Genomic DNA, 18,149 nt, shown 5'->3' on the forward strand with positions numbered 1-18,149 from the left:
ATAGGTGATTACGTCATGGTTTTACAGAAAAAGGAGGCAATATCGGGTAAAGGCATTAGCCCGACGAATACGTCGGGCTACAAGTATTAATGTGCAGCAGGTGTTTTAGCGGGGGGTTGATCCACAGGTTCTAACTGGAAGACTACATCGACCTGATCATCAAACTGAATAGCGGCCTGCTCGTAAGTTTCCTGTGCGGACACCGGTGCAGCATCAGCTTTCATCATCCGCACCATTGGGCTGGGCTGATAGTTGGAAACATGATAACGCACGCTATATACCGGCCCGAGTTTGCGATTAAAGCCATTCGCCAGTTCCTGCGCCTGATGAATCGCGTTATCAATCGCTGCCTTACGCGCTTTGTCTTTATAGGCATCCGGCTGCGCCACGCCCAGCGACACAGAACGAATTTCGTTAAGACCCGCCTTTAGCGCGCCGTCCAGCAAGGAATTCAGTTTGTCTAACTGACGGAGCGTGACTTCCACCGTTCTCACTGCGCGGTAGCCTTTCAGGATACTTTTACCATCCTGATAATCATAATCTGGCTGAGTGCGTAAGTTCGCTGAGCTGATATCTTTTTTCGCGATCTGATTGAGCTCAAGGAAGGAAATGTATTGTGCGACGCGCTCATCTGCCTGTTTCTTGGCAGTAGCGGCATCCTTCGCGGCCACGTTAACTTCAATCGCAAGAGTGGCAATGTCTGGCACCGCATCCACGCTTGCCGTACCGGAGGTGACAATATGCGGTCCATCCGGCAATTCGTTAGCCTGCGCTGCCATCCCGCTAATACCCATTAATGCCGCCAGGGCGATAACTTTGAACTTCACGTTAGTCTCTCCGTGTTAATTGACTTGCCCAAAATTCAGGATCTCTGGAGGCAAGCTTAGCGCCTCTGTTTTATTTTTCCATCAGATAGCGCCTAACTGAACAAGGCTTGTGCATGAGCAATACCGTCTCTCGCCAGCTGCAAGGCAATAAACCACATAACACATCCCACTACCAGATTGATAATGCGCTGTGATTTTGCCGTGCGCAGGCGCGGTGCCAGCCAGGCTGCGAGAATAGCCAGACCAAAGAACCACAGGAAAGAGGCGCTAATTGTTCCGAGCGCAAACCAACGTTTTGGTTCCACATCAAGTTGCCCGCCAAGGCTGCCCAGCACAACAAAAGTATCCAGGTAAACATGCGGATTCAGCCAGGTCACTGCCAACATGGTGGCGATAATTTTCCATCTGCCTTGTTTCAGGACTTCGGCACTGGCTAACTCAATGTTACTGCTCATTGCTGTTTTAAAAGCGCCAAAACCATACCACAGCAAGAAGGCTACGCCGCCCCAGGTGACCAGCGCCAGCAACCACGGCGACTGCATCAATAACGCGCTGCCACCAAAAATCCCCGCACAAATCAGGACCAAATCGCTGATAGCACAAAGTAAGGCAATCATAATGTGGTACTGACGACGAATGCCCTGATTCATCACAAAAGCATTTTGTGGACCGAGCGGTAGGATCATAGCTGCGCCAAGTGCAAGACCTTGAAAGTAATAAGAAAACACGTTGGATATTCCGAATTAAGTATCTGATGCAGAGACTATATCGCGGGATTGTTATTAGCGGAAATTGATAATATTAATTGGCAATCAGAAAAACTAATAAGAGAGAGGCCAGAGAGTATTATCTGGCCTCAGCGTTGATTACGCAGCTTTGTCTTCTTTCACCCGCTTAAAGTTCACATCCATTTGCGGGTACGGGAAGCTGATACCGGCGGCATCAAATTCACGTTTAATACGCTCCAGCACATCCCAGTACACGTTTTGCAGATCGCCGCTGTTGCTCCAGACGCGGACCACGAAATTAATCGACGATGCGCCAAGTTCGTTCAGACGCACAGTCATTTCGCGATCTTTCAAAATGCGATCTTCAGACTGGATAATATCGGTCAGGATCTGCTTAACCTGATCGATATCGGAATCATACGCCACGCCAATAATAAATTCGTTACGGCGAGCTGGCTCGCGGGAGAAATTAATAATATTCCCGGCAATAATTTTACCGTTCGGAATAACGATAATTTTACCGTCTGCAGTACGCATGGTGGTGGAGAAAATCTGCACACTCAGCACAGTACCGGCTACGCCGCCGAGGTCAACATATTCTCCGGCACGGAACGGGCGGAACATGACAAGTAACACGCCAGCGGCCAGGTTAGACAGTGACCCCTGCAAAGCCAGACCAACAGCTAAACCTGCGGCACCGAGTACAGCAATGACTGACGCTGTTTGTACGCCCACGCGTCCCAGTGCTGCGATTAGCGTAAAGGCGATAATTCCGTAACGGACTAATGCAGAAAGAAAATCAGCAACAGTGGCATCGATTTTACGGGAGATCATCAGGCGATTCACCGCGTTGGAAATCATCCGCGCGATAATCAAACCAACGATGATGATCGCGAGTGCCGCCACGATGTTTACTGCATAACTTAGCAGCAGCGCCTGGTTAGCCACCAGCCAGCTTCCCGCGCCGTTTATGCTATCGACAACATTCAAATCTTCCATTCAATATTCCTTTTCAACTGACTCAAAATGGAGAAATACACTCCGCCGCCTTATGACGGACAGTCTGACAAGGGTAAACAATAAAGCATAATTTTGCCAAATAGATCACAGATTTCTCATCTGTATCACCTTGCTTTTGGCGAAAAAAAGACCCGCAGAGCGGGCCTTGAGATAAGCAGAAAGGAATATCTTACAGAACGTCGATCGCGTTCAGTTCCTGGAATGCTTTTTCCAGACGAGCGATCATCGAAGTCTGACCGGCACGCAGCCATACGCGCGGATCGTAGTATTTCTTGTTCGGCTGATCTTCGCCTTTCGGGTTGCCCAGCTGGCCTTGCAGGTAAGCTTCGTTTTCTTTGTAGTAGTTCAGAACACCTTCCCAGGTTGCCCATTGGGTATCGGTATCGATGTTCATTTTCACTACGCCGTAGCTTACGGAGTCTTTGATTTCCTGAGCAGTAGAACCGGAACCACCGTGGAATACGAAGTTCAGGCTGTTGTGCGGCAGGTTGTGTTTCTTAGAAACATATTCCTGAGAGTCGCGCAGGATGGTCGGAGTCAGAACAACGTTACCCGGCTTGTAAACACCGTGTACGTTACCGAAGGACGCAGCGATGGTGAAACGCGGGCTGATTTTGCTCAGCTCGGTGTATGCGTAATCAACGTCTTCCGGCTGGGTGTACAGTGCAGAAGCGTCCATGTGGCTGTTGTCCACGCCGTCTTCTTCACCACCGGTGCAACCCAGTTCGATTTCCAGAGTCATGCCGATTTTGGACATGCGCTCCAGGTATTTAGAGCAGATTTCAATGTTCTCTTGCAGAGATTCTTCAGACAGGTCAATCATGTGAGAAGAGAACAGCGGCTTACCGGTAGCAGCGAAGTGTTTTTCACCCGCGTCCAGCAGACCGTCGATCCACGGCAGCAGTTTCTTCGCGCAGTGGTCGGTGTGCAGGATAACCGGAACACCATAATGTTCAGCCATCTGGTGAACGTGATGCGCACCAGAGATCGCACCCAGGATAGCAGCGCCCTGCGGAACGTCAGATTTCACGCCTTTACCAGCGATAAAAGAAGCACCACCGTTGGAGAACTGAACGATAACCGGCGCTTTAACTTTAGCTGCGGTTTCCAGTACGGCGTTGATGGAGTCAGTACCGACGCAGTTTACTGCTGGCAGTGCGAAGTTGTTTTCTTTTGCTACCTGGAAAACTTTCTGTACGTCATCACCAGTAATTACGCCAGGTTTTACGAAATCAAAAATCTTAGACATGTCTCTTGTCCTGTATCGTCGGGCCTTATACTCGTCATACTTCAAGTTGCATGTGCTGCGTCTGCGTTCGCTCACCCCAATCACTTATTTATGTAAGCTCCTGGGGATTCACTCTCTTGTCGCCTTCCTGCAACTCGAATTATTTAGAGTATGAAAAAGTGCGTGCTCTAAAAGCGCGCTGAAACAAGAGCAGGTTTCCCTGCCCTGTGATTTTTTACTTCTTAGCGCGCTCTTCGAGCATCGCTACTGCAGGCAGTACTTTACCTTCCACGAATTCGAGGAATGCGCCGCCGCCAGTGGAGATGTAGGAGATTTTGTCAGCAATGCCGAACAGGTCGATTGCTGCCAGAGTGTCGCCGCCGCCAGCGATGGAGAACGCTTCGCTGTCTGCGATAGCGTTAGCCACGATTTCAGTACCTTTGCGGAAGTTCGGGAATTCGAACACGCCAACCGGACCGTTCCACAGAATGGTTTTCGCATTCTTCAGGATTTCAGCCAGTTCCTGAGCGGAAGCATCACCGATATCCAGGATCTGCTCGTCAGCTTTCACATCGTTAACAGATTTCAGGGTAGCCGGTGCAGTTTCAGAGAACTCGGTTGCTACGCGAACATCAGACGGAACCGGGATGTTGCAGGTGGTCAGCAGACGTTTAGCTTCGTCAACCAGGTCAGCTTCGTACAGGGATTTACCCACATCGTGGCCTTGTGCCGCGATAAAGGTGTTAGCGATACCACCGCCAACGATCAGCTGGTCAGCGATTTTAGACAGGGAGTCCAGAACGGTCAGTTTGGTAGATACTTTAGAACCACCAACGATAGCCACCATCGGGCGAGCAGGTTCTTTCAGTGCTTTACCCAGCGCGTCCAGTTCAGCTGCCAGCAGCGGGCCTGCGCACGCAACGTCAGCGAATTTACCGATACCGTGAGTAGAAGCCTGCGCGCGGTGAGCAGTACCGAATGCGTCCATTACGAACACGTCACACAGTGCAGCGTATTTTTTGGACAGAGTTTCGTCATCTTTCTTCTCGCCTTTGTTGAAGCGAACGTTTTCCAGAACAACCAGTTCACCTTCAGCAACGTCAACGCCGTCGAGGTAATCTTTAACCAGACGAACCGGGTTAGACAGTTTGTCTTTCAGGTAGTTAACAACCGGCAGCAGAGAGAATTCTTCGTTGTACTCGCCTTCGGTAGGACGACCCAGGTGGGAAGTTACCATCACTTTTGCGCCTTGTTTCAGGGCCAGTTCGATGGTCGGCAGAGAAGCACGGATACGCGCGTCGCTGGTTACTTTCCCGTCTTTTACTGGTACGTTCAGATCCGCACGGATAAATACACGTTTCCCAGCAAGATCCAGATCGGTCATCTTAATTACAGACATGGTGAATCCTCTCGTTGATTCTAAAAGTTTTGCAGACGCTGCTTGCGTCTTACCTGAAAGCAACAGTAGCCATAGCTAACGTCGTGTCGAGCATTCGGTTAGCAAAGCCCCATTCGTTATCGCACCAGACCAACGTTTTGATCAGGTGTGCGCCACTGACCCGGGTTTGAGTGCCATCGACAATGGCACTGTGCGGATCGTGGTTAAAATCTACAGAGACCAACGGCAATTCCGTATAGTCAACTATACCATGAAATGCACCTTGTGCTGCTTTTTGCAGCAACAGGTTGACTTCATTGGCTTTTACAGGTTTCTTCACCGTCACGCTTAAATCGATTGCCGTCACATTTATGGTTGGCACACGTACCGCAATCGCCTCAAAGCGATCGTTAAATTGCGGAAAAAATCGTGTGATACCGGCGGCCAGTTTAGTATCGACCGGAATGATCGACTGACTGGCTGCCCGAGTGCGACGCAGGTCAGGATGGTATGCATCAATAACCTGTTGATCGTGCATGGCGGAGTGAATTGTGGTCACAGTGCCGGACTCAATACCGTACGCATCATCTAACAATTTGATGACGGGAATTATGCAATTCGTGGTACAGGAAGCGTTAGAAACGATGCGGTGTTCCGCACGAAGTTGATCCTGATTGACGCCATAAACAACGGTCGTGTCGAGATCGTTACTGCCAGGATGTGAAAAGAGCACTTTTTTAGCCCCGGCGGCAATGTGTGCTTCACCATGCTCGCGGGAGCCATATACGCCGGTGCAGTCGAGGACTACATCAACGCCAAGTTCACGCCAGGGGAGCGATTGCAGTGAACGTTCATGCAATACACGGATGGCGTCATCACCAACAAAAAGTTGATCGCGTTCCTGTCGTACTTCCCATGCAAAACGGCCATGGCTGGTGTCATATTTCAACAAATGCGCCATGCCCGCAGCATCCGCCAGTTCGTTGATTGCCACCACGGTAATTTCCGCACGGCGTCCGGATTCATACAAAGCACGAACCACATTACGCCCGATGCGACCGAAGCCATTTATCGCTACGCGTACGGTCATAGATCTCCTGCAAGGTTTTCCCTGAGCAAATTTGCCAGACAGAGTAATCCAGCAAATCGTTCGGGGAAACCTTACCTGTCGCAAACTGCGACTGATTGGTTAATTGTCGAACATTTAATCGACTGAAACGCTTCAGCTAGGATAAGCGAAACGTGGAATAAAAGGAATGATTGTCCAGTCAAAGAAGACAATTATCTGACTTACGTCACGTTTTCAGCCCCGCCCCTGTGGAATTTATTCCACTTTGCAGAATCACGAATAAGCGTAGCAAAATCTTTTCGTTGTGCCGTCACAAACCCTGACTTATATCAGAATATGACTGATGCAGCGTCGATATTATCCGCAATACGTCCGAGTTTCGGAGTACTCCAATGATGACATTGCCCTACCCATATTCTTCCTCCGCACGTTTTTACGCGCTGCGCCTGCTCCCCGGGCAGGAAGTTCTCTCCCAATTACGCGCCTTCGCGCAGCAACAACAACTCCACGCCGCGTGGATTGCAGGTTGTACCGGCAGTCTGACTGACGTCGCCTTACGCTATGCCGGGCAAGAAAACACTGCCCTGCTAAGCGGTAAGTTCGAAGTCATCGCATTGAACGGCACGCTGGAACAGAGTGGTGAACATCTTCATCTCTGCGTTTCCGATCCACACGGCACGATGCTTGGCGGTCATATGATGCCCGGCTGTACCGTGCGGACCACGCTTGAACTGGTGATCGGCTGCCTGGAGGAACTGGCGTTTAGCCGCCAGCTTTGCGCGCTTTCTGGTTACGACGAGTTGCATATTTCCCCCGTTAAATAACTATTTTCAGAGAGGTTTTCTTATGGCGCGTCGCCACTTTTCCAGTCAGGCACTGGTGTTGATCGTTATCTCTATCGCCATCAATATGATCGGCGGACAACTGGCCAGCATGGTTAAATTACCTATTTTTCTCGACTCCATCGGCACACTTATTAGCGCGGTACTGCTTGGTCCGGTGATCGGGATGCTGACCGGTTTACTGACCAATTTACTCTGGGGATTGCTGACCGACCCGATCGCCGCCGCATTTGCGCCCGTCGCGATGGTCATCGGCCTGGTCGCCGGTTGGCTGGCGCGAGCGGGTTGGTTTCGCACCCTGCCAAAAGTCGTTGTTAGCGGCGTGATTATTACGCTTGCGGTAACGGTCGTCGCTGTACCGCTGCGTACTGCGCTGTTCGGCGGCGTGACAGGAAGCGGAGCCGATTTGTTCGTTGCCTGGATGCACTCGATGGGGCAAAACCTGGTGGAGTCGGTGGCGATTACGGTGATAGGCGCGAACCTGGTCGATAAAATTCTCACAGCGGTGATTGTCTGGCTTTTACTGCGTCAGCTGCCGATTCGCACCACGCGCCATTTTCCGGCAATGGCTGCCGTGCGCTAAATGCATCCGTTTACATCCTTAACGCTGTGGGCGCTGGCGGCCTGCACCACGCTTATCCTGCCCACACAGACAATATTGCCAGTCTATAGCGCGGCGACCTTTTTCTGCCTTATTGCGCTAAAGGCCACGCGGCGGCGGGCAAAATATGTCGTCTGGCTGATGTTCTCGCTGGGGGCTGGATTGTGGCTGGTGCACGGTGGCTGGCTGACAGAATGGCTAAGCGGCACGCCACGCTCTCCAGAACGGTGGGCGCATGCTATTACGCTCTGGTTGCGGATTCTGGCGATTGTTTCAACCTCACAGTTGTGGATGCAGTACGTCCCCGTGCAACGTTTTATCCGCGCTTTGTTTGCTTCTCGCCTGCCGCCGGGCGTCGCTTATCTGTTTGCCGGGCCGTTATTGGTCGTTGAGCAGTTAAAACGGCAATTGGCGATTATTCATGAAGCGCAGCGCGCCCGCGGCGTGCCGCTGGATGAGGGCTGGTATCAGCGTTTACGTGCGATGCCCGCGTTAATTATTCCGCTAACACACAATGCGCTAAACGATCTTGCTGTCCGTGGTGCGGCGCTGGATATGCGGGCATTTCGAATCAACAATAGGCGCACTACGTTATGGGCACCAGCCGATAGCACCCTACAACGCGTAGCACGTTACACCATGATATTGCTAATGCTGGCTGAATTCGGAGCGTGGATATGGTTACGTTAGAACAGTTTCGCTATTGCCCGACACACTCAACGCATCCTCCGTTCTGTTATGACTTTCACTATGTCAAACCGGGGATGGTCGCCATCTTTGGTGACAACGGCAGTGGCAAAAGTACGCTGGCGCAGCTGATGGCGGGCTGGTATCCGGACTTTCTACCAGGAGAGATAACCGGCACGGGGACGCTTCTCGGTACGCCCATTGGGCGTCTCCCGCTTAATGAACAATCCGCCACCATCCAGCTCGTCCAGCAATCGCCCTATTTGCAGCTCTCCGGCTGTACCTTTAGCGTGGAAGAAGAAGTTGCCTTTGGGCCAGAAAATCTGTGTCTTGCTGAAAAAGAGATTATGGCGCGGATTGACGCCGCCCTGGCCCTGACCGAGTGCCAGCCGTTGCGCCATCGTCACCCGGCAACACTCTCCGGTGGAGAGACACAGCGTGTGGTCATCGCCTGCGCCATCGCGATGCAGCCAAAGCTCTTAATTCTTGATGAAGCCTTTAGCCGCCTGACGCCGAAGGCCAGCGAAATGCTGTTGCAGCGCTTACAACACTGGGCGCTTGAACGTGGTTCGCTGATTATTCTTTTTGAACGTCATCACACACCTTTCCTGAACCACTGCCAGCAAGCGTGGCAATTGCAAAACGGAGCGCTCCAGCCACTATGTTAACGTTAAATCAGATATCTTATCGCTGGCCTGGCGCGGCAACGGATTGTCTTTGCGACATTTCTCTGCAACTCAAACAAGGTGAATGGTTGGCGCTGACCGGCGACAATGGCGCGGGAAAATCGACGCTGTTACGAGTAATGGCAGGTCTTCTTACGCCCACAGCCGGTACGGTTATGCTGCAACAACAAGCGATGAAAAACCTGAAAAACCGCCAGCGCGCGGCAAAGATTGGCGTACTGTTTCAGGACGCGGAAAACCAGCTTTTTCACAGCACTGTTGCTGACGAGATCGCATTTGGTTTGAAACTGCAAAAATGCCCGGCGGATGAAATCACTCAACGTACCAATGCTGCCCTGCAATGCTGTCAGTTAGCAGACACTGCCAGCGCGCATCCGTTAGATCTGCATAGTGCGCAGCGACGGATGGTCGCCGTCGCCAGCCTGGAAGCACTCTCTCCACCCCTATTGCTACTGGACGAGCCGAGTCGGGATTTTGACGAAAATTGGTTGAGCGTGTTTGAAAGCTGGCTGGAAAAGTGCCGCCAGCGAGGCACGAGCGTCGTAGCAATCAGTCATGACGCCGCATTTACCCGGCGTCATTTCTCTCGTGTGGTGCGACTGGAAGATGGTGTAATCAGGAACGTTAATCCATCAGACGATATTCACCCGTAGCGGTCATCATTAAGGTCAAATTTGCAGGCAGACTCTCTTCCAGCACCCGGCGAACATTCGGCCCGTCGGTACGGTCATAAAAGGCTTCTGCGTCTGCCAGCGATAACCCTCCCGCCAGCTTGCGCCCCACCAGACGCTCCCGCAACGCAGATGCGGGAGCTTTGATAAAGATAGAGAAATCACAAAATTGCGCAAGCTGGCACCACTTCTCGTCGTCCAGCAACAACCAGTTTCCTTCGACGATGACGAGTGGTGCGGTAACGTGCAGCGCATCTTCAACAGGATCATGCTTTTGTCGATCGTACTGCGGCCACGTACAATCCCCTTCCACTACCTGGCGCAGATTTTCCGCCAGTTTCGCAACGTTGAATGTCTCTGGCGCGCCTTTGAAGGGGCGCAATTGATGCGCATCCAGCCAGCTATTGTAATGGTGAAAACCATCCATCGGCAGTGTCTGAATAGCGGGCAGTTCCGGGTCTTGTTGTGCGAGATATTCCCAGAAGGTGGTTAGGGTAGATTTACCCGTCCCCGGCGGAGCGCAAAGAAAAACCACCGTACGCCGCTGCGGATTTACTGTCTGTAAGGCCGCCAGCATACGCAGCAACGGTTTATGTACATTTTCAATTTCATCATCAGAGTACTGCGCCTGTACCTTTAGTCCATTCACCGTCAGTTCGATTTTCACGGCGTTAATTCCTTTAAGGTGGTCGTTACTGCCAGCGTCAGCGCCGTTTTGACCATCCCGCTAAAACGCGCCTCTGACCAGACGGCGAAATCGGCGAACTTCATCGCTTTCAACGCGTCATAGAGCGTCGCATTGCAGGTTATGCTATTGACGTTGCTGATAAAATCCCAGGTCATGTCATCGGCAAATCCGGGCGTTTCATCCTGTTCGTTCAGGTAATGCCAAAACTGGGAAAAATGCGTGATATCGGCGTACAGCCATTTATCCATTTTCCCCAGCGCATAAATCAAACGCAGTGCAACGTCAATATCGTCAAGCGGGCCGCTTTGGGCGAGTAACGGCTTCACTGCATATTCGACGATCTCTTCATCGTTATCGACAAACAGCGACGGCAGAAACTGGCGTATCCCCTGGAGCAAAATAGAATGCGCAGTTTTCATAAATGAAAATAAATTGTCCTGTGCATTCAGTTGCTCAAGCACATCATCTTCTGTCAGCGTCGCCATTGGTCTTCCGATAGATCACCATCAATGCAGGGAGTCTATTATATTACACGTTTGGTCCGCGCCGCCGATCAGTAATGTCTGCGTCCGCACCCCATTCGCCGTCTGTTGGATACCGTTCACCAACTCGCCGCCCGTCACGCCAGTAGCGCTAAAGAGGATATCGTTCCCCCTCGCCGATAACCACTCGCCCACGAAAAGCAACGTCGTTTAATGCCTGGCGCATCGCGGTGACCGCAAGGCCATCAATTTTATTTTTGTCGCCACAGCCGGTTTGCGGCCAGGCAGCCAACGCTGCCTGTTCCGTAACGCGAAATAATGGCCACGCCAGGGACATCATTGCGCGGCCTCCCCAATATCAACGCCAAATTGTGCCAGCAGATATTTCTCGGCCTGTTCATTCCAGATACCGTGCGTTTTCTCAACCAGCCGCGCCAGCTCTTTAAACAGCGGATCGGTTTTGCCTTTTTCGGCAAAATCGGCAATGGCGGTCAGCGGCATGGTCACGCCGTTATAAATGAGTTTTTTACCGCCAGGGATATCCGGCAGATTGAGCACGGTTTCTGGCACCGCATCCAGGCCACCGATATGGGTCACCATAAACGACGGCTGTAACTGCCCCGTGGCGCTAAGGGCAATCGCCTCTTTCATGTCGTCCGTGGAACCGCCGGACGTGCCGACAACGTGCGTACTGTTGTAATGGACGTTGTAGAAATTAAACGGCACTTTGAAGTTTTTATCTGTCGGCCCGGCGAAGAAATTCAGACAACCATCCTCCGCCAGCAATTCATCCGCCATTTCAACAACAGCAGGCACCGCCGCATAAACAAAAATGTCATCGAACCCGGCATCTCCTGTCAGCGCCCGCAGCGTCTGGACCGGATCGCTCACCCCTTTGGTATTCATATACACCAGCTCAATGCCTTTACTGGCCGCCAGTTCCACCGGCAGCAGCTTCTGCACCTGCGCCAGCCGTTTGTCGTCGATATCGACTACCACCACCCGCGACGGTTGTATGCCGCCGTTAATAGCGTAATCGATAGCGCCAATTCCCATCGGGCCTGCACACGCCAGTAGCGCAATATTGCCGCCAGGTTTGACGCCCATGCGATGCTCATAAACATATTGCGTGGTGTGATAATTGGCATGATAAGCGCCAATAATGCAGCACATAGGCTCTGCCAGCGACGCCGCAGCAAAATAAGAGCCGTGATAGGGTAATACGCAGCCCAAATTAATGGCGATTTCGGGAATAATCATATAGGTGGCGTTACCGCCAAAATATTCGTAGCTGTAGCCCGCTGAATACCCGCCTGGTAACCCCATCGCCGGTTGCAATACAAAACGCTGGCCTTTTTTATATTTGCCAGTGAGATTTTTACCCACTTCGACAATAACCCCATCACATTCATGCCCGGTAATGACCGGATGATTTTCTAAATCGTCGGGGACGCGTTTATGTTCACTACCGAGTAACGCCGCTTTCCAGGTGGATAAACAAACGCTGTCAGAAATTACATTCACTAACAGTTCATTATCGGTAATTTCTGGCAGCTCAAATTCGCGCAGACGGACATCCCGCTTGCCATAAATAGCAGCAACTTTGGTTTTCATTTTTACCTCTGTAATCAGTGTTTATGTTCAGCGGTTAATTGATTAAATAAAGTGTCGAGTTTTGGATCGCCAATATAGTTATTAATCAATATCAGTGGTTTATCCGTCACACGTTTCACGCGCCCTTCCAGACTGGCGTGAGTAACGACGATATCCGCATCCGCAGGCACGTTTTCTATGGCGTAATGTTTTACTTCTATTGCCAGCCCCGCTTTTTCCAGGCGTTTACGGAAGGTGGTTGCGCCCATCGCGCTGGAGCCCATCCCCGCATCGCAAACAAAGGCGATACGCTTAACCCGGCTTAACGAGAATGCCCCCTCTTGTTTCATCGCCTTAACCGCATTGGCTGACTGAGCAAACTCATCTTCGCTCTCCGTTTCCACCGTTTTTTCCATCTTCAGTATCAGCGAAGTGATAGCAAAGGACACCAGGGTACCTACCGTAACACCGGCAATTGTCGCCAGGAACGAGCCTTTCGGCGTCAGTGCCAGGTAAGCAAAGATAGACCCCGGACTTGGGCCAGCCACCAGACCACCGTCCAGTAAGTTAAACATCCAGGTGCCAGACATACCGCCCGCAATCATGGCAATAATGGTCAGCGGCTTCATCAGCACATACGGGAAATACAGTTCGTGGATCCCACCGAGGAAGTGAATAATCATCGCCCCGGGCGCAGAACGTTTACTCATCCCTTTACCAAACAAAGTAAACGCCAGCAGCAGCCCCAGACCAGGACCTGGATTGGAGGCCACCATGAAGAAGATGGATTTACCGTTAACCGAAGCCTGTTGCATTCCCAGCGGATAATAGACGCCCTGATCGATCGCATTATTAAGGAAAAGCACTTTCGCCGGTTCATTGATGACTGACAGCAAAGGTAGATAACCCGCATGTACCAGCGCCTCAATACACTCTTTGACGAAAGTATTAGCAATTAACACCGCCGGGCCGATAACTTCAAAACCCAGCAGACAAAGGAGCACCCCCGCGATACCTAATGAGAAGTTATTGATAACCATCTCAAAGCCAGCAGGTATGCGTTTTTCCAGCGACTTGTCGATATATTTAATCACCAGACCACCGAGCGGCCCCATAATCATCGAGCCAAGGAACATCGGGATTTCAGCGCCGACGATCACACCAATCGTACCAATTCCGCCCATGACCGCGCCGCGTTTACCGCCGACCAGATGACCACCGGTAGAACCAATCATCACGGGCAATAAATAGGTAATCATCGGACCAACAATTTTGGCGAAATGTTCATTCGGCAGCCAACCGGTGGGAATAAATAATGCCGTTATAAATCCCCAGGCAATAAAAGCACCGATATTGGGGATGACCATTGCAGTCAAAAATCCCCCAAAAGCCTGGACCTTTGCACGAGCAGACTTGTTTTCCATAATATTATCCTGTAGAGGAGAGAGTAATTATCCGCGGCTGATAATGTCCGCTAATTGTTTTTCTGATGATGCGGTTAAGAGTTGTTCGAGTATTTCTTCTTCGCACAGTAATTCACTTAACGCCTGAATAGCACCAATGTGCGAATCGGCATCGGCAGCAGAAAGTCCGATGAGTAATTTAATCGGTTCGTCATTCCCCGGAAAATAAACGCCTTGTTTAAGTAACGTCAAAGACATCCCGGTTTTAAGCGCTCCACATTCCGGTCGCGCATGAGGCATTGCCACTCCTGGTGCGAGAATATAATAAGGACCATTGCTGATGGTGGAACCTTTAATTGCCTGAATGTAATTCTCGCTGATATAGTTTTTATCCAGCAATGATACCATCGAGAAATCGATAGCTTCCTGCCAATCTTTTGCTGAATGTATAACTGAGATTGATGGCTCTGGAAAATAATCAATAAGCCGCATAAATTATCCTTATTTTATTTTTAGGGTACAGTCCGGCGGTAAAAATAAAATACGCGTACAAATTAACGAAAGCAATTGGACACATGAAAGGAGAAACTCCACGAGCAAAAACAACAAAATATTAAATAACAACAACATGAAATAAGCTTTTAAAAAGTCAATTATAAATCTGTTAAGTAAACTACAAAATCAACAAATTATTCATCACTATATTTGTGATACACATCTCTATTTTCTTATTGAATGTTCGAAAACATACTTATTACGTTTATTATTTTTTCGCTCATCCCCTTTATAAATTCTGAATTATCGGCTGTTGTCTGTTTTCTCATCACCTCATGTGACATATTCCCCACTTTACTCAAGGAAGATTCATATGAAAGCACCTGTTTCATTAACCTCATTTCGCCCACAAAAATCTCTTGCTATCGCCATTGGCGTGCTTGCCGTGGTTGTGCTGCCATTTCTCTCGTATTACACCGTTAATGAAGGTGAACGCGGCATTTTGCTGCGCTACGGAAAAATCGTAAAAGTTGCCGAGCCGGGGCTGGGTTTTAAGATCCCTTTTATGGAAAGCGTAGAGAAAATTTCCACGCGTAATCAGGCTGTGGTCTATCAGGGATTACAGGCCTACAGCCGCGACCAGCAACCGGCACAAATGACAGTATCAGTCAGCTTCCACATTAAACCTTCAGAAGCAGGCGCGGTTTATACCACCTACAACACCATTGAAGCATTAAAAGATCGTCTGATTGTCCGTCAGTTGCCAACTCAACTGGAGAACGTTTTCGGACAATATACTGCCATCAGCGCCGTACAGGATCGTACAAAACTGGTTCAGGATCTGCAAAATGCCATGCGCAAAGCCGTTGTTGGGCCAGTGGTAATTGACGGGGTCCAGATTGAAAATATTGATTTTTCTGACGCTTATGAAAAGTCGATTGAAGACCGAATGAAAGCAGAAGTCGCCATTGCCACGCGTAAGCAAAATCTGGAAACGGAGAAAATCCAGGCGCAAATAGCGGTAACTCAGGCCCAGGCGGAAGCAGACAGTAAACTAGCGGCAGCCAAAGCAGAAGCGGAAACTATTCGCGTAAGAGGCGCGGCAGAGGCTGAAACTATTCGTTTAAAAAGTGCGGCTGAAGCAGAAGCTATCCGCCTGCGCGGTGAAGCTCTGCGGGAGAATCCCGGACTTGTTGCCCTCACCACTGCTGAGCGTTGGGACGGTAAACTGCCCGATACCATGATCCCCGGCAGCACAGTTCCGTTTATCTCTACTAAGTAAAAAAAGGGCCGCTTTCGCGGCCCTTGAGACTGATAGCAAAGACAAAACTGCCTGATGCGCTACGCTTATCAGGCCTACATACTTCCTGCAATATGTTGAATTTGCAAAATCTTGTAGGACGGATAAGGCGTTCACGCCGCATCCGGCATAAACAACGCGCACTTTGCCAACAATCTGAAGGGCCGCATTTGCGGCCCTTCTCACAAAGCATCTTACCGATTACAGCAGCGCTTTTGCTTTCGCAACAACGTTGTCAACGGTGAAGCCGAACTCTTCAAACAGCTGCTCTGCCGGAGCAGATTCACCGAAGGTGGTCATGCCGACGATAGCACCGTTCAGGCCAACATACTTGTACCAGTAGTCAGCAATGCCAGCTTCCACCGCAACACGAGCGGTAACCGCTTTCGGCAGTACGGATTCACGGTAAGCCGCGTCCTGCTTGTCGAATGCGTCGGTAGACGGCATGGAAACCACGCGCGCTTTCACGCCTTCGGCAGTCAGTTTTTCGTAGGCGGCAACAGCCAGTTCAACTTCAGAACCGGTCGCGATGAAGATCAGTTCCGGCTGACCAGCACAGTCTTTCAGCACATAACCACCGCGCGCGATGTTTGCCAGCTGCTCTTCAGTACGTTCCTGCTGCGCCAGGTTCTGACGGGAGAGGATAAGCGCAGTCGGGCCGTCCTGACGCTCAACGCCGTATTTCCACGCTACTGCGGATTCAACCTGGTCACACGGACGCCATGTAGACATGTTCGGGGTCACGCGCAGAGAAGCGATCTGTTCTACCGGCTGGTGAGTCGGGCCATCTTCGCCCAGACCGATGGAGTCGTGGGTGTAAACCATCACCTGACGCTGTTTCATCAGCGCAGCCATACGTACGGCATTACGTGCGTATTCCACGAACATCAGGAAGGTTGAGGTATACGGCAGGAAACCACCGTGCAGGGAGATACCGTTGGCAATCGCAGTCATACCGAATTCACGTACACCGTAGTGGATGTAGTTACCCGCAGCATCTTCGTTGATTGCTTTAGAACCAGACCACAGGGTCAGGTTAGACGGCGCCAGGTCAGCGGAGCCGCCGAGGAATTCCGGCAACAGCGGCCCGAACGCTTCGATAGCATTCTGAGACGCTTTACGGCTGGCGATCTTCGCCGGATTAGCCTGAAGTTTAGCGATGAACTCTTTCGCTTTGGCGTCGAAGTCAGACGGCATTTCACCTTTCATACGGCGGGTAAATTCAGCGGCTTCCTGCGGATAAGCTTTCGCGTAAGCAGCGAATTTCTCGTTCCATGCGGACTCTTTCGCCTGGCCTGCTTCTTTCGCATCCCACTGAGCATAGATTTCAGACGGGATTTCGAACGGCGCGTATTTCCAGCCCAGCTGTTCGCGGGTCAGGGCAATTTCAGCGTCGCCCAGCGGCGCACCGTGGGAGTCGTGGGTACCGGCTTTGTTCGGGGAACCGAAACCGATGATGGTTTTGCACATCAGCAGGGACGGTTTGTCAGTCACTGCGCGCGCTTCTTCTACTGCGCGTTTGATGGATGCCGCGTCATGACCGTCGATGTCGCGAATAACGTGCCAGCCGTAAGCTTCGAAACGCATTGCGGTGTCGTCGGTAAACCAGCCTTCAACGTGACCATCGATAGAAATACCGTTGTCATCGTAGAACGCAATCAGTTTACCCAGCTTCAGCGTACCCGCCAGAGAGCAAACTTCGTGGGAGATGCCTTCCATCATGCAGCCGTCGCCCATGAAGGCGTAGGTGTAGTGGTCGACGATGTCGTGGCCCGGACGGTTAAACTGCGCCGCCAGCGTTTTTTCTGCAATCGCCATACCGACTGCGTTGGCAATACCCTGACCCAGCGGACCGGTGGTGGTTTCTACACCTGCGGTGTAACCCACTTCCGGGTGACCCGGAGTTTTAGAGTGCAGCTGACGGAAGTTTTTCAGTTCTTCCATCGGCAGATCGTAACCGGTGAGGTGCAGCAGGCTGTAGATCAGCATGGAGCCGTGGCCGTTGGACAGCACGAAGCGGTCACGGTCAGCCCAGGACGGATTCTGCGGGTTGTGTTTCAGGAAATCACGCCACAGGACTTCGGCAATGTCAGCCATACCCATAGGGGCACCCGGGTGACCGGATTTGGCTTTCTGTACTGCGTCCATGCTCAGCGCACGAATAGCATTGGCAAGCTCTTTACGTGAGGACATTTTGACTCCAGATCGGATGATGAAGGGCACGCCCTTAACGACTTGACGACAGCGCGTTTTGGGCTACGCCGGAAAATTTGCCAACAATTTACCGCAAGCCGCGCGTCATGTACATGGAACATCCTTTTGCCGCTTCAGAAATCTCTGGATCATGCTCGCATGTTGCGCAATCCACTCGCCCGTCCGCTGCGCTTTTCCTTATACTGAGACTGAGCGTCGATTCACCTGCAAACGGCGCATTTTTAGAATAATCCTGAC

The 18,149-nt window shown here is 51.1% G+C and carries 19 protein-coding genes and 1 pseudogene; 6 read left to right on the plus strand and 14 right to left on the minus strand.

Annotated elements, in window-relative coordinates; genetic code table 11:
- Positions 1–86 precede the first annotated feature (86 nt).
- From ACJHYO_RS01515 to epd, 6 genes are all read right to left on the minus strand, one after another.
- Entirely contained in the window at positions 87–827 is a 741-nt protein-coding gene (locus ACJHYO_RS01515) for an oxidative stress defense protein (protein ID WP_000669837.1), read from the minus strand.
- Between the two features lie 92 nt (positions 828–919).
- Entirely contained in the window at positions 920–1,555 is a 636-nt protein-coding gene (argO, locus tag ACJHYO_RS01520; RefSeq protein WP_000493346.1) for an arginine exporter ArgO, read from the minus strand.
- Positions 1,556–1,693: 138 nt separating this feature from the next.
- Entirely contained in the window at positions 1,694–2,554 is an 861-nt protein-coding gene (gene mscS / locus ACJHYO_RS01525; protein ID WP_000389811.1) for a small-conductance mechanosensitive channel MscS, read from the minus strand.
- Positions 2,555–2,744: 190 nt separating this feature from the next.
- Entirely contained in the window at positions 2,745–3,824 is a 1,080-nt protein-coding gene (fbaA, locus tag ACJHYO_RS01530; RefSeq protein ID WP_000034375.1) for a class II fructose-bisphosphate aldolase, read from the minus strand.
- A 214-nt stretch (positions 3,825–4,038) separates the two neighbouring features.
- Entirely contained in the window at positions 4,039–5,202 is a 1,164-nt protein-coding gene (pgk, locus tag ACJHYO_RS01535) for a phosphoglycerate kinase (protein ID WP_000111269.1), read from the minus strand.
- Positions 5,203–5,251: 49 nt separating this feature from the next.
- Positions 5,252–6,271, minus strand: coding sequence for an erythrose-4-phosphate dehydrogenase (gene epd, locus ACJHYO_RS01540; protein WP_000218483.1), 1,020 nt, complete (start codon positions 6,269–6,271; stop codon positions 5,252–5,254).
- Between the two features lie 371 nt (positions 6,272–6,642).
- Here epd and ACJHYO_RS01545 point away from each other — a divergent pair, with 371 nt between their 5' ends.
- Genes ACJHYO_RS01545 through ACJHYO_RS01565 form a run of 5 tightly spaced genes read left to right on the plus strand, consistent with a single transcriptional unit; the run spans position 6,643 to position 9,719 of the window.
- Positions 6,643–7,074, plus strand: coding sequence for a PPC domain-containing DNA-binding protein (locus ACJHYO_RS01545; RefSeq protein ID WP_000988707.1), 432 nt, complete (start codon positions 6,643–6,645; stop codon positions 7,072–7,074).
- 22 nt (positions 7,075–7,096) lie between these two features.
- A complete protein-coding gene (locus tag ACJHYO_RS01550; protein ID WP_000113903.1) occupies positions 7,097–7,675 on the plus strand; it encodes an ECF transporter S component in 579 nt (192 codons plus the stop codon).
- Complete coding sequence (locus ACJHYO_RS01555; protein ID WP_000553241.1) at positions 7,676–8,383, plus strand: energy-coupling factor transporter transmembrane component T; 708 nt, start codon at positions 7,676–7,678, stop codon at positions 8,381–8,383.
- On the plus strand, positions 8,371–9,048 hold the full coding sequence (locus ACJHYO_RS01560) for an ABC transporter ATP-binding protein (protein ID WP_000256972.1): 678 nt from the start codon (positions 8,371–8,373) through the stop codon (positions 9,046–9,048). Before ACJHYO_RS01555 ends, ACJHYO_RS01560 begins: the two co-directional genes overlap by 13 nt.
- Positions 9,042–9,719, plus strand: a complete 678-nt coding sequence (locus tag ACJHYO_RS01565; RefSeq protein WP_000956878.1) for an ABC transporter ATP-binding protein — start codon at positions 9,042–9,044, stop codon at positions 9,717–9,719. The genes ACJHYO_RS01560 and ACJHYO_RS01565 overlap by 7 nt, the downstream gene beginning before the upstream one ends.
- Here the strand turns inward: ACJHYO_RS01565 and ACJHYO_RS01570 are convergent.
- From ACJHYO_RS01570 to cmtB, 7 genes and pseudogenes are all read right to left on the minus strand, one after another.
- Positions 9,691–10,404: a nucleoside/nucleotide kinase family protein gene (locus ACJHYO_RS01570; protein WP_000687742.1), complete on the minus strand. Its 714-nt coding sequence runs from the start codon at positions 10,402–10,404 to the stop codon at positions 9,691–9,693. The genes ACJHYO_RS01565 and ACJHYO_RS01570 overlap by 29 nt on opposite strands.
- Positions 10,401–10,910 carry a fumarase E gene (fumE, locus tag ACJHYO_RS01575; protein ID WP_000224166.1) on the minus strand — a complete coding sequence of 170 codons (510 nt, stop codon included), beginning with the start codon at positions 10,908–10,910 and terminating at the stop codon, positions 10,401–10,403. The genes ACJHYO_RS01570 and fumE overlap by 4 nt, the downstream gene beginning before the upstream one ends.
- Positions 10,911–10,931: 21 nt before the next feature.
- Positions 10,932–11,102, minus strand: a complete 171-nt coding sequence (locus tag ACJHYO_RS01580) for a fructose-bisphosphatase class II (RefSeq protein ID WP_369808866.1) — start codon at positions 11,100–11,102, stop codon at positions 10,932–10,934.
- Positions 11,074–11,247: pseudogene (locus ACJHYO_RS01585) on the minus strand (fructose-bisphosphatase class II); the annotation flags it as partial. The pseudogene ACJHYO_RS01585 and the gene ACJHYO_RS01580, both read right to left, overlap by 29 nt.
- Complete coding sequence (locus tag ACJHYO_RS01590; protein ID WP_410232396.1) at positions 11,244–12,521, minus strand: zinc-binding dehydrogenase; 1,278 nt, start codon at positions 12,519–12,521, stop codon at positions 11,244–11,246. The gene ACJHYO_RS01590 and the pseudogene ACJHYO_RS01585, both read right to left, overlap by 4 nt.
- Before the next feature lie 14 nt (positions 12,522–12,535).
- The gene (gene cmtA / locus ACJHYO_RS01595) at positions 12,536–13,924 is read right to left on the minus strand and encodes a PTS mannitol transporter subunit IICB (protein ID WP_410232397.1); all 1,389 of its coding nucleotides are present in this window, start codon (positions 13,922–13,924) and stop codon (positions 12,536–12,538) included.
- A 27-nt stretch (positions 13,925–13,951) separates the two neighbouring features.
- Positions 13,952–14,395, minus strand: a complete 444-nt coding sequence (cmtB, locus tag ACJHYO_RS01600; RefSeq protein ID WP_001236690.1) for a PTS mannitol transporter subunit IIA — start codon at positions 14,393–14,395, stop codon at positions 13,952–13,954.
- 376 nt (positions 14,396–14,771) lie between these two features.
- Between cmtB and ACJHYO_RS01605 the strand changes: the two genes are divergently transcribed.
- Positions 14,772–15,680, plus strand: a complete 909-nt coding sequence (locus ACJHYO_RS01605; RefSeq protein ID WP_000646942.1) for a prohibitin family protein — start codon at positions 14,772–14,774, stop codon at positions 15,678–15,680.
- 219 nt (positions 15,681–15,899) lie between these two features.
- Here the strand turns inward: ACJHYO_RS01605 and tkt are convergent, their stop codons facing one another.
- Positions 15,900–17,891 (minus strand): transketolase, encoded by a 1,992-nt coding sequence (gene tkt, locus ACJHYO_RS01610; RefSeq protein WP_000098601.1) that lies wholly within the window; start codon positions 17,889–17,891, stop codon positions 15,900–15,902.
- Between the last annotated feature and the right edge of the window lie 258 nt (positions 17,892–18,149).

Origin of the sequence: Escherichia sp. WS1118 (assembly GCF_046487695.1) — a bacterium.
In the GTDB taxonomy this organism is placed as follows: Bacteria; Pseudomonadota; Gammaproteobacteria; order Enterobacterales; family Enterobacteriaceae; genus Escherichia; species Escherichia coli.

Bases quoted from the DNA above. Each gene is read 5' to 3' on its own strand.
- mscS (WP_000389811.1), bottom strand. From the start codon at position 2,554: ATGGAAGATTTGAATGTTGTCGATAGCATAAACGGCGCGGGAAGCTGG.
- fbaA (WP_000034375.1), bottom strand. From the start codon at position 3,824: ATGTCTAAGATTTTTGATTTCGTAAAACCTGGCGTAATTACTGGTGAT.
- pgk (WP_000111269.1), bottom strand. From the start codon at position 5,202: ATGTCTGTAATTAAGATGACCGATCTGGATCTTGCTGGGAAACGTGTA.
- epd (WP_000218483.1), bottom strand. From the start codon at position 6,271: ATGACCGTACGCGTAGCGATAAATGGCTTCGGTCGCATCGGGCGTAAT.
- ACJHYO_RS01545 (WP_000988707.1), top strand. From the start codon at position 6,643: ATGATGACATTGCCCTACCCATATTCTTCCTCCGCACGTTTTTACGCG.
- ACJHYO_RS01550 (WP_000113903.1), top strand. From the start codon at position 7,097: ATGGCGCGTCGCCACTTTTCCAGTCAGGCACTGGTGTTGATCGTTATC.
- ACJHYO_RS01555 (WP_000553241.1), top strand. From the start codon at position 7,676: ATGCATCCGTTTACATCCTTAACGCTGTGGGCGCTGGCGGCCTGCACC.
- ACJHYO_RS01560 (WP_000256972.1), top strand. From the start codon at position 8,371: ATGGTTACGTTAGAACAGTTTCGCTATTGCCCGACACACTCAACGCAT.
- ACJHYO_RS01565 (WP_000956878.1), top strand. From the start codon at position 9,042: ATGTTAACGTTAAATCAGATATCTTATCGCTGGCCTGGCGCGGCAACG.
- fumE (WP_000224166.1), bottom strand. From the start codon at position 10,910: ATGGCGACGCTGACAGAAGATGATGTGCTTGAGCAACTGAATGCACAG.
- ACJHYO_RS01590 (WP_410232396.1), bottom strand. From the start codon at position 12,521: ATGAAAACCAAAGTTGCTGCTATTTATGGCAAGCGGGATGTCCGTCTG.
- cmtA (WP_410232397.1), bottom strand. From the start codon at position 13,924: ATGGAAAACAAGTCTGCTCGTGCAAAGGTCCAGGCTTTTGGGGGATTT.
- cmtB (WP_001236690.1), bottom strand. From the start codon at position 14,395: ATGCGGCTTATTGATTATTTTCCAGAGCCATCAATCTCAGTTATACAT.
- ACJHYO_RS01605 (WP_000646942.1), top strand. From the start codon at position 14,772: ATGAAAGCACCTGTTTCATTAACCTCATTTCGCCCACAAAAATCTCTT.
- tkt (WP_000098601.1), bottom strand. From the start codon at position 17,891: ATGTCCTCACGTAAAGAGCTTGCCAATGCTATTCGTGCGCTGAGCATG.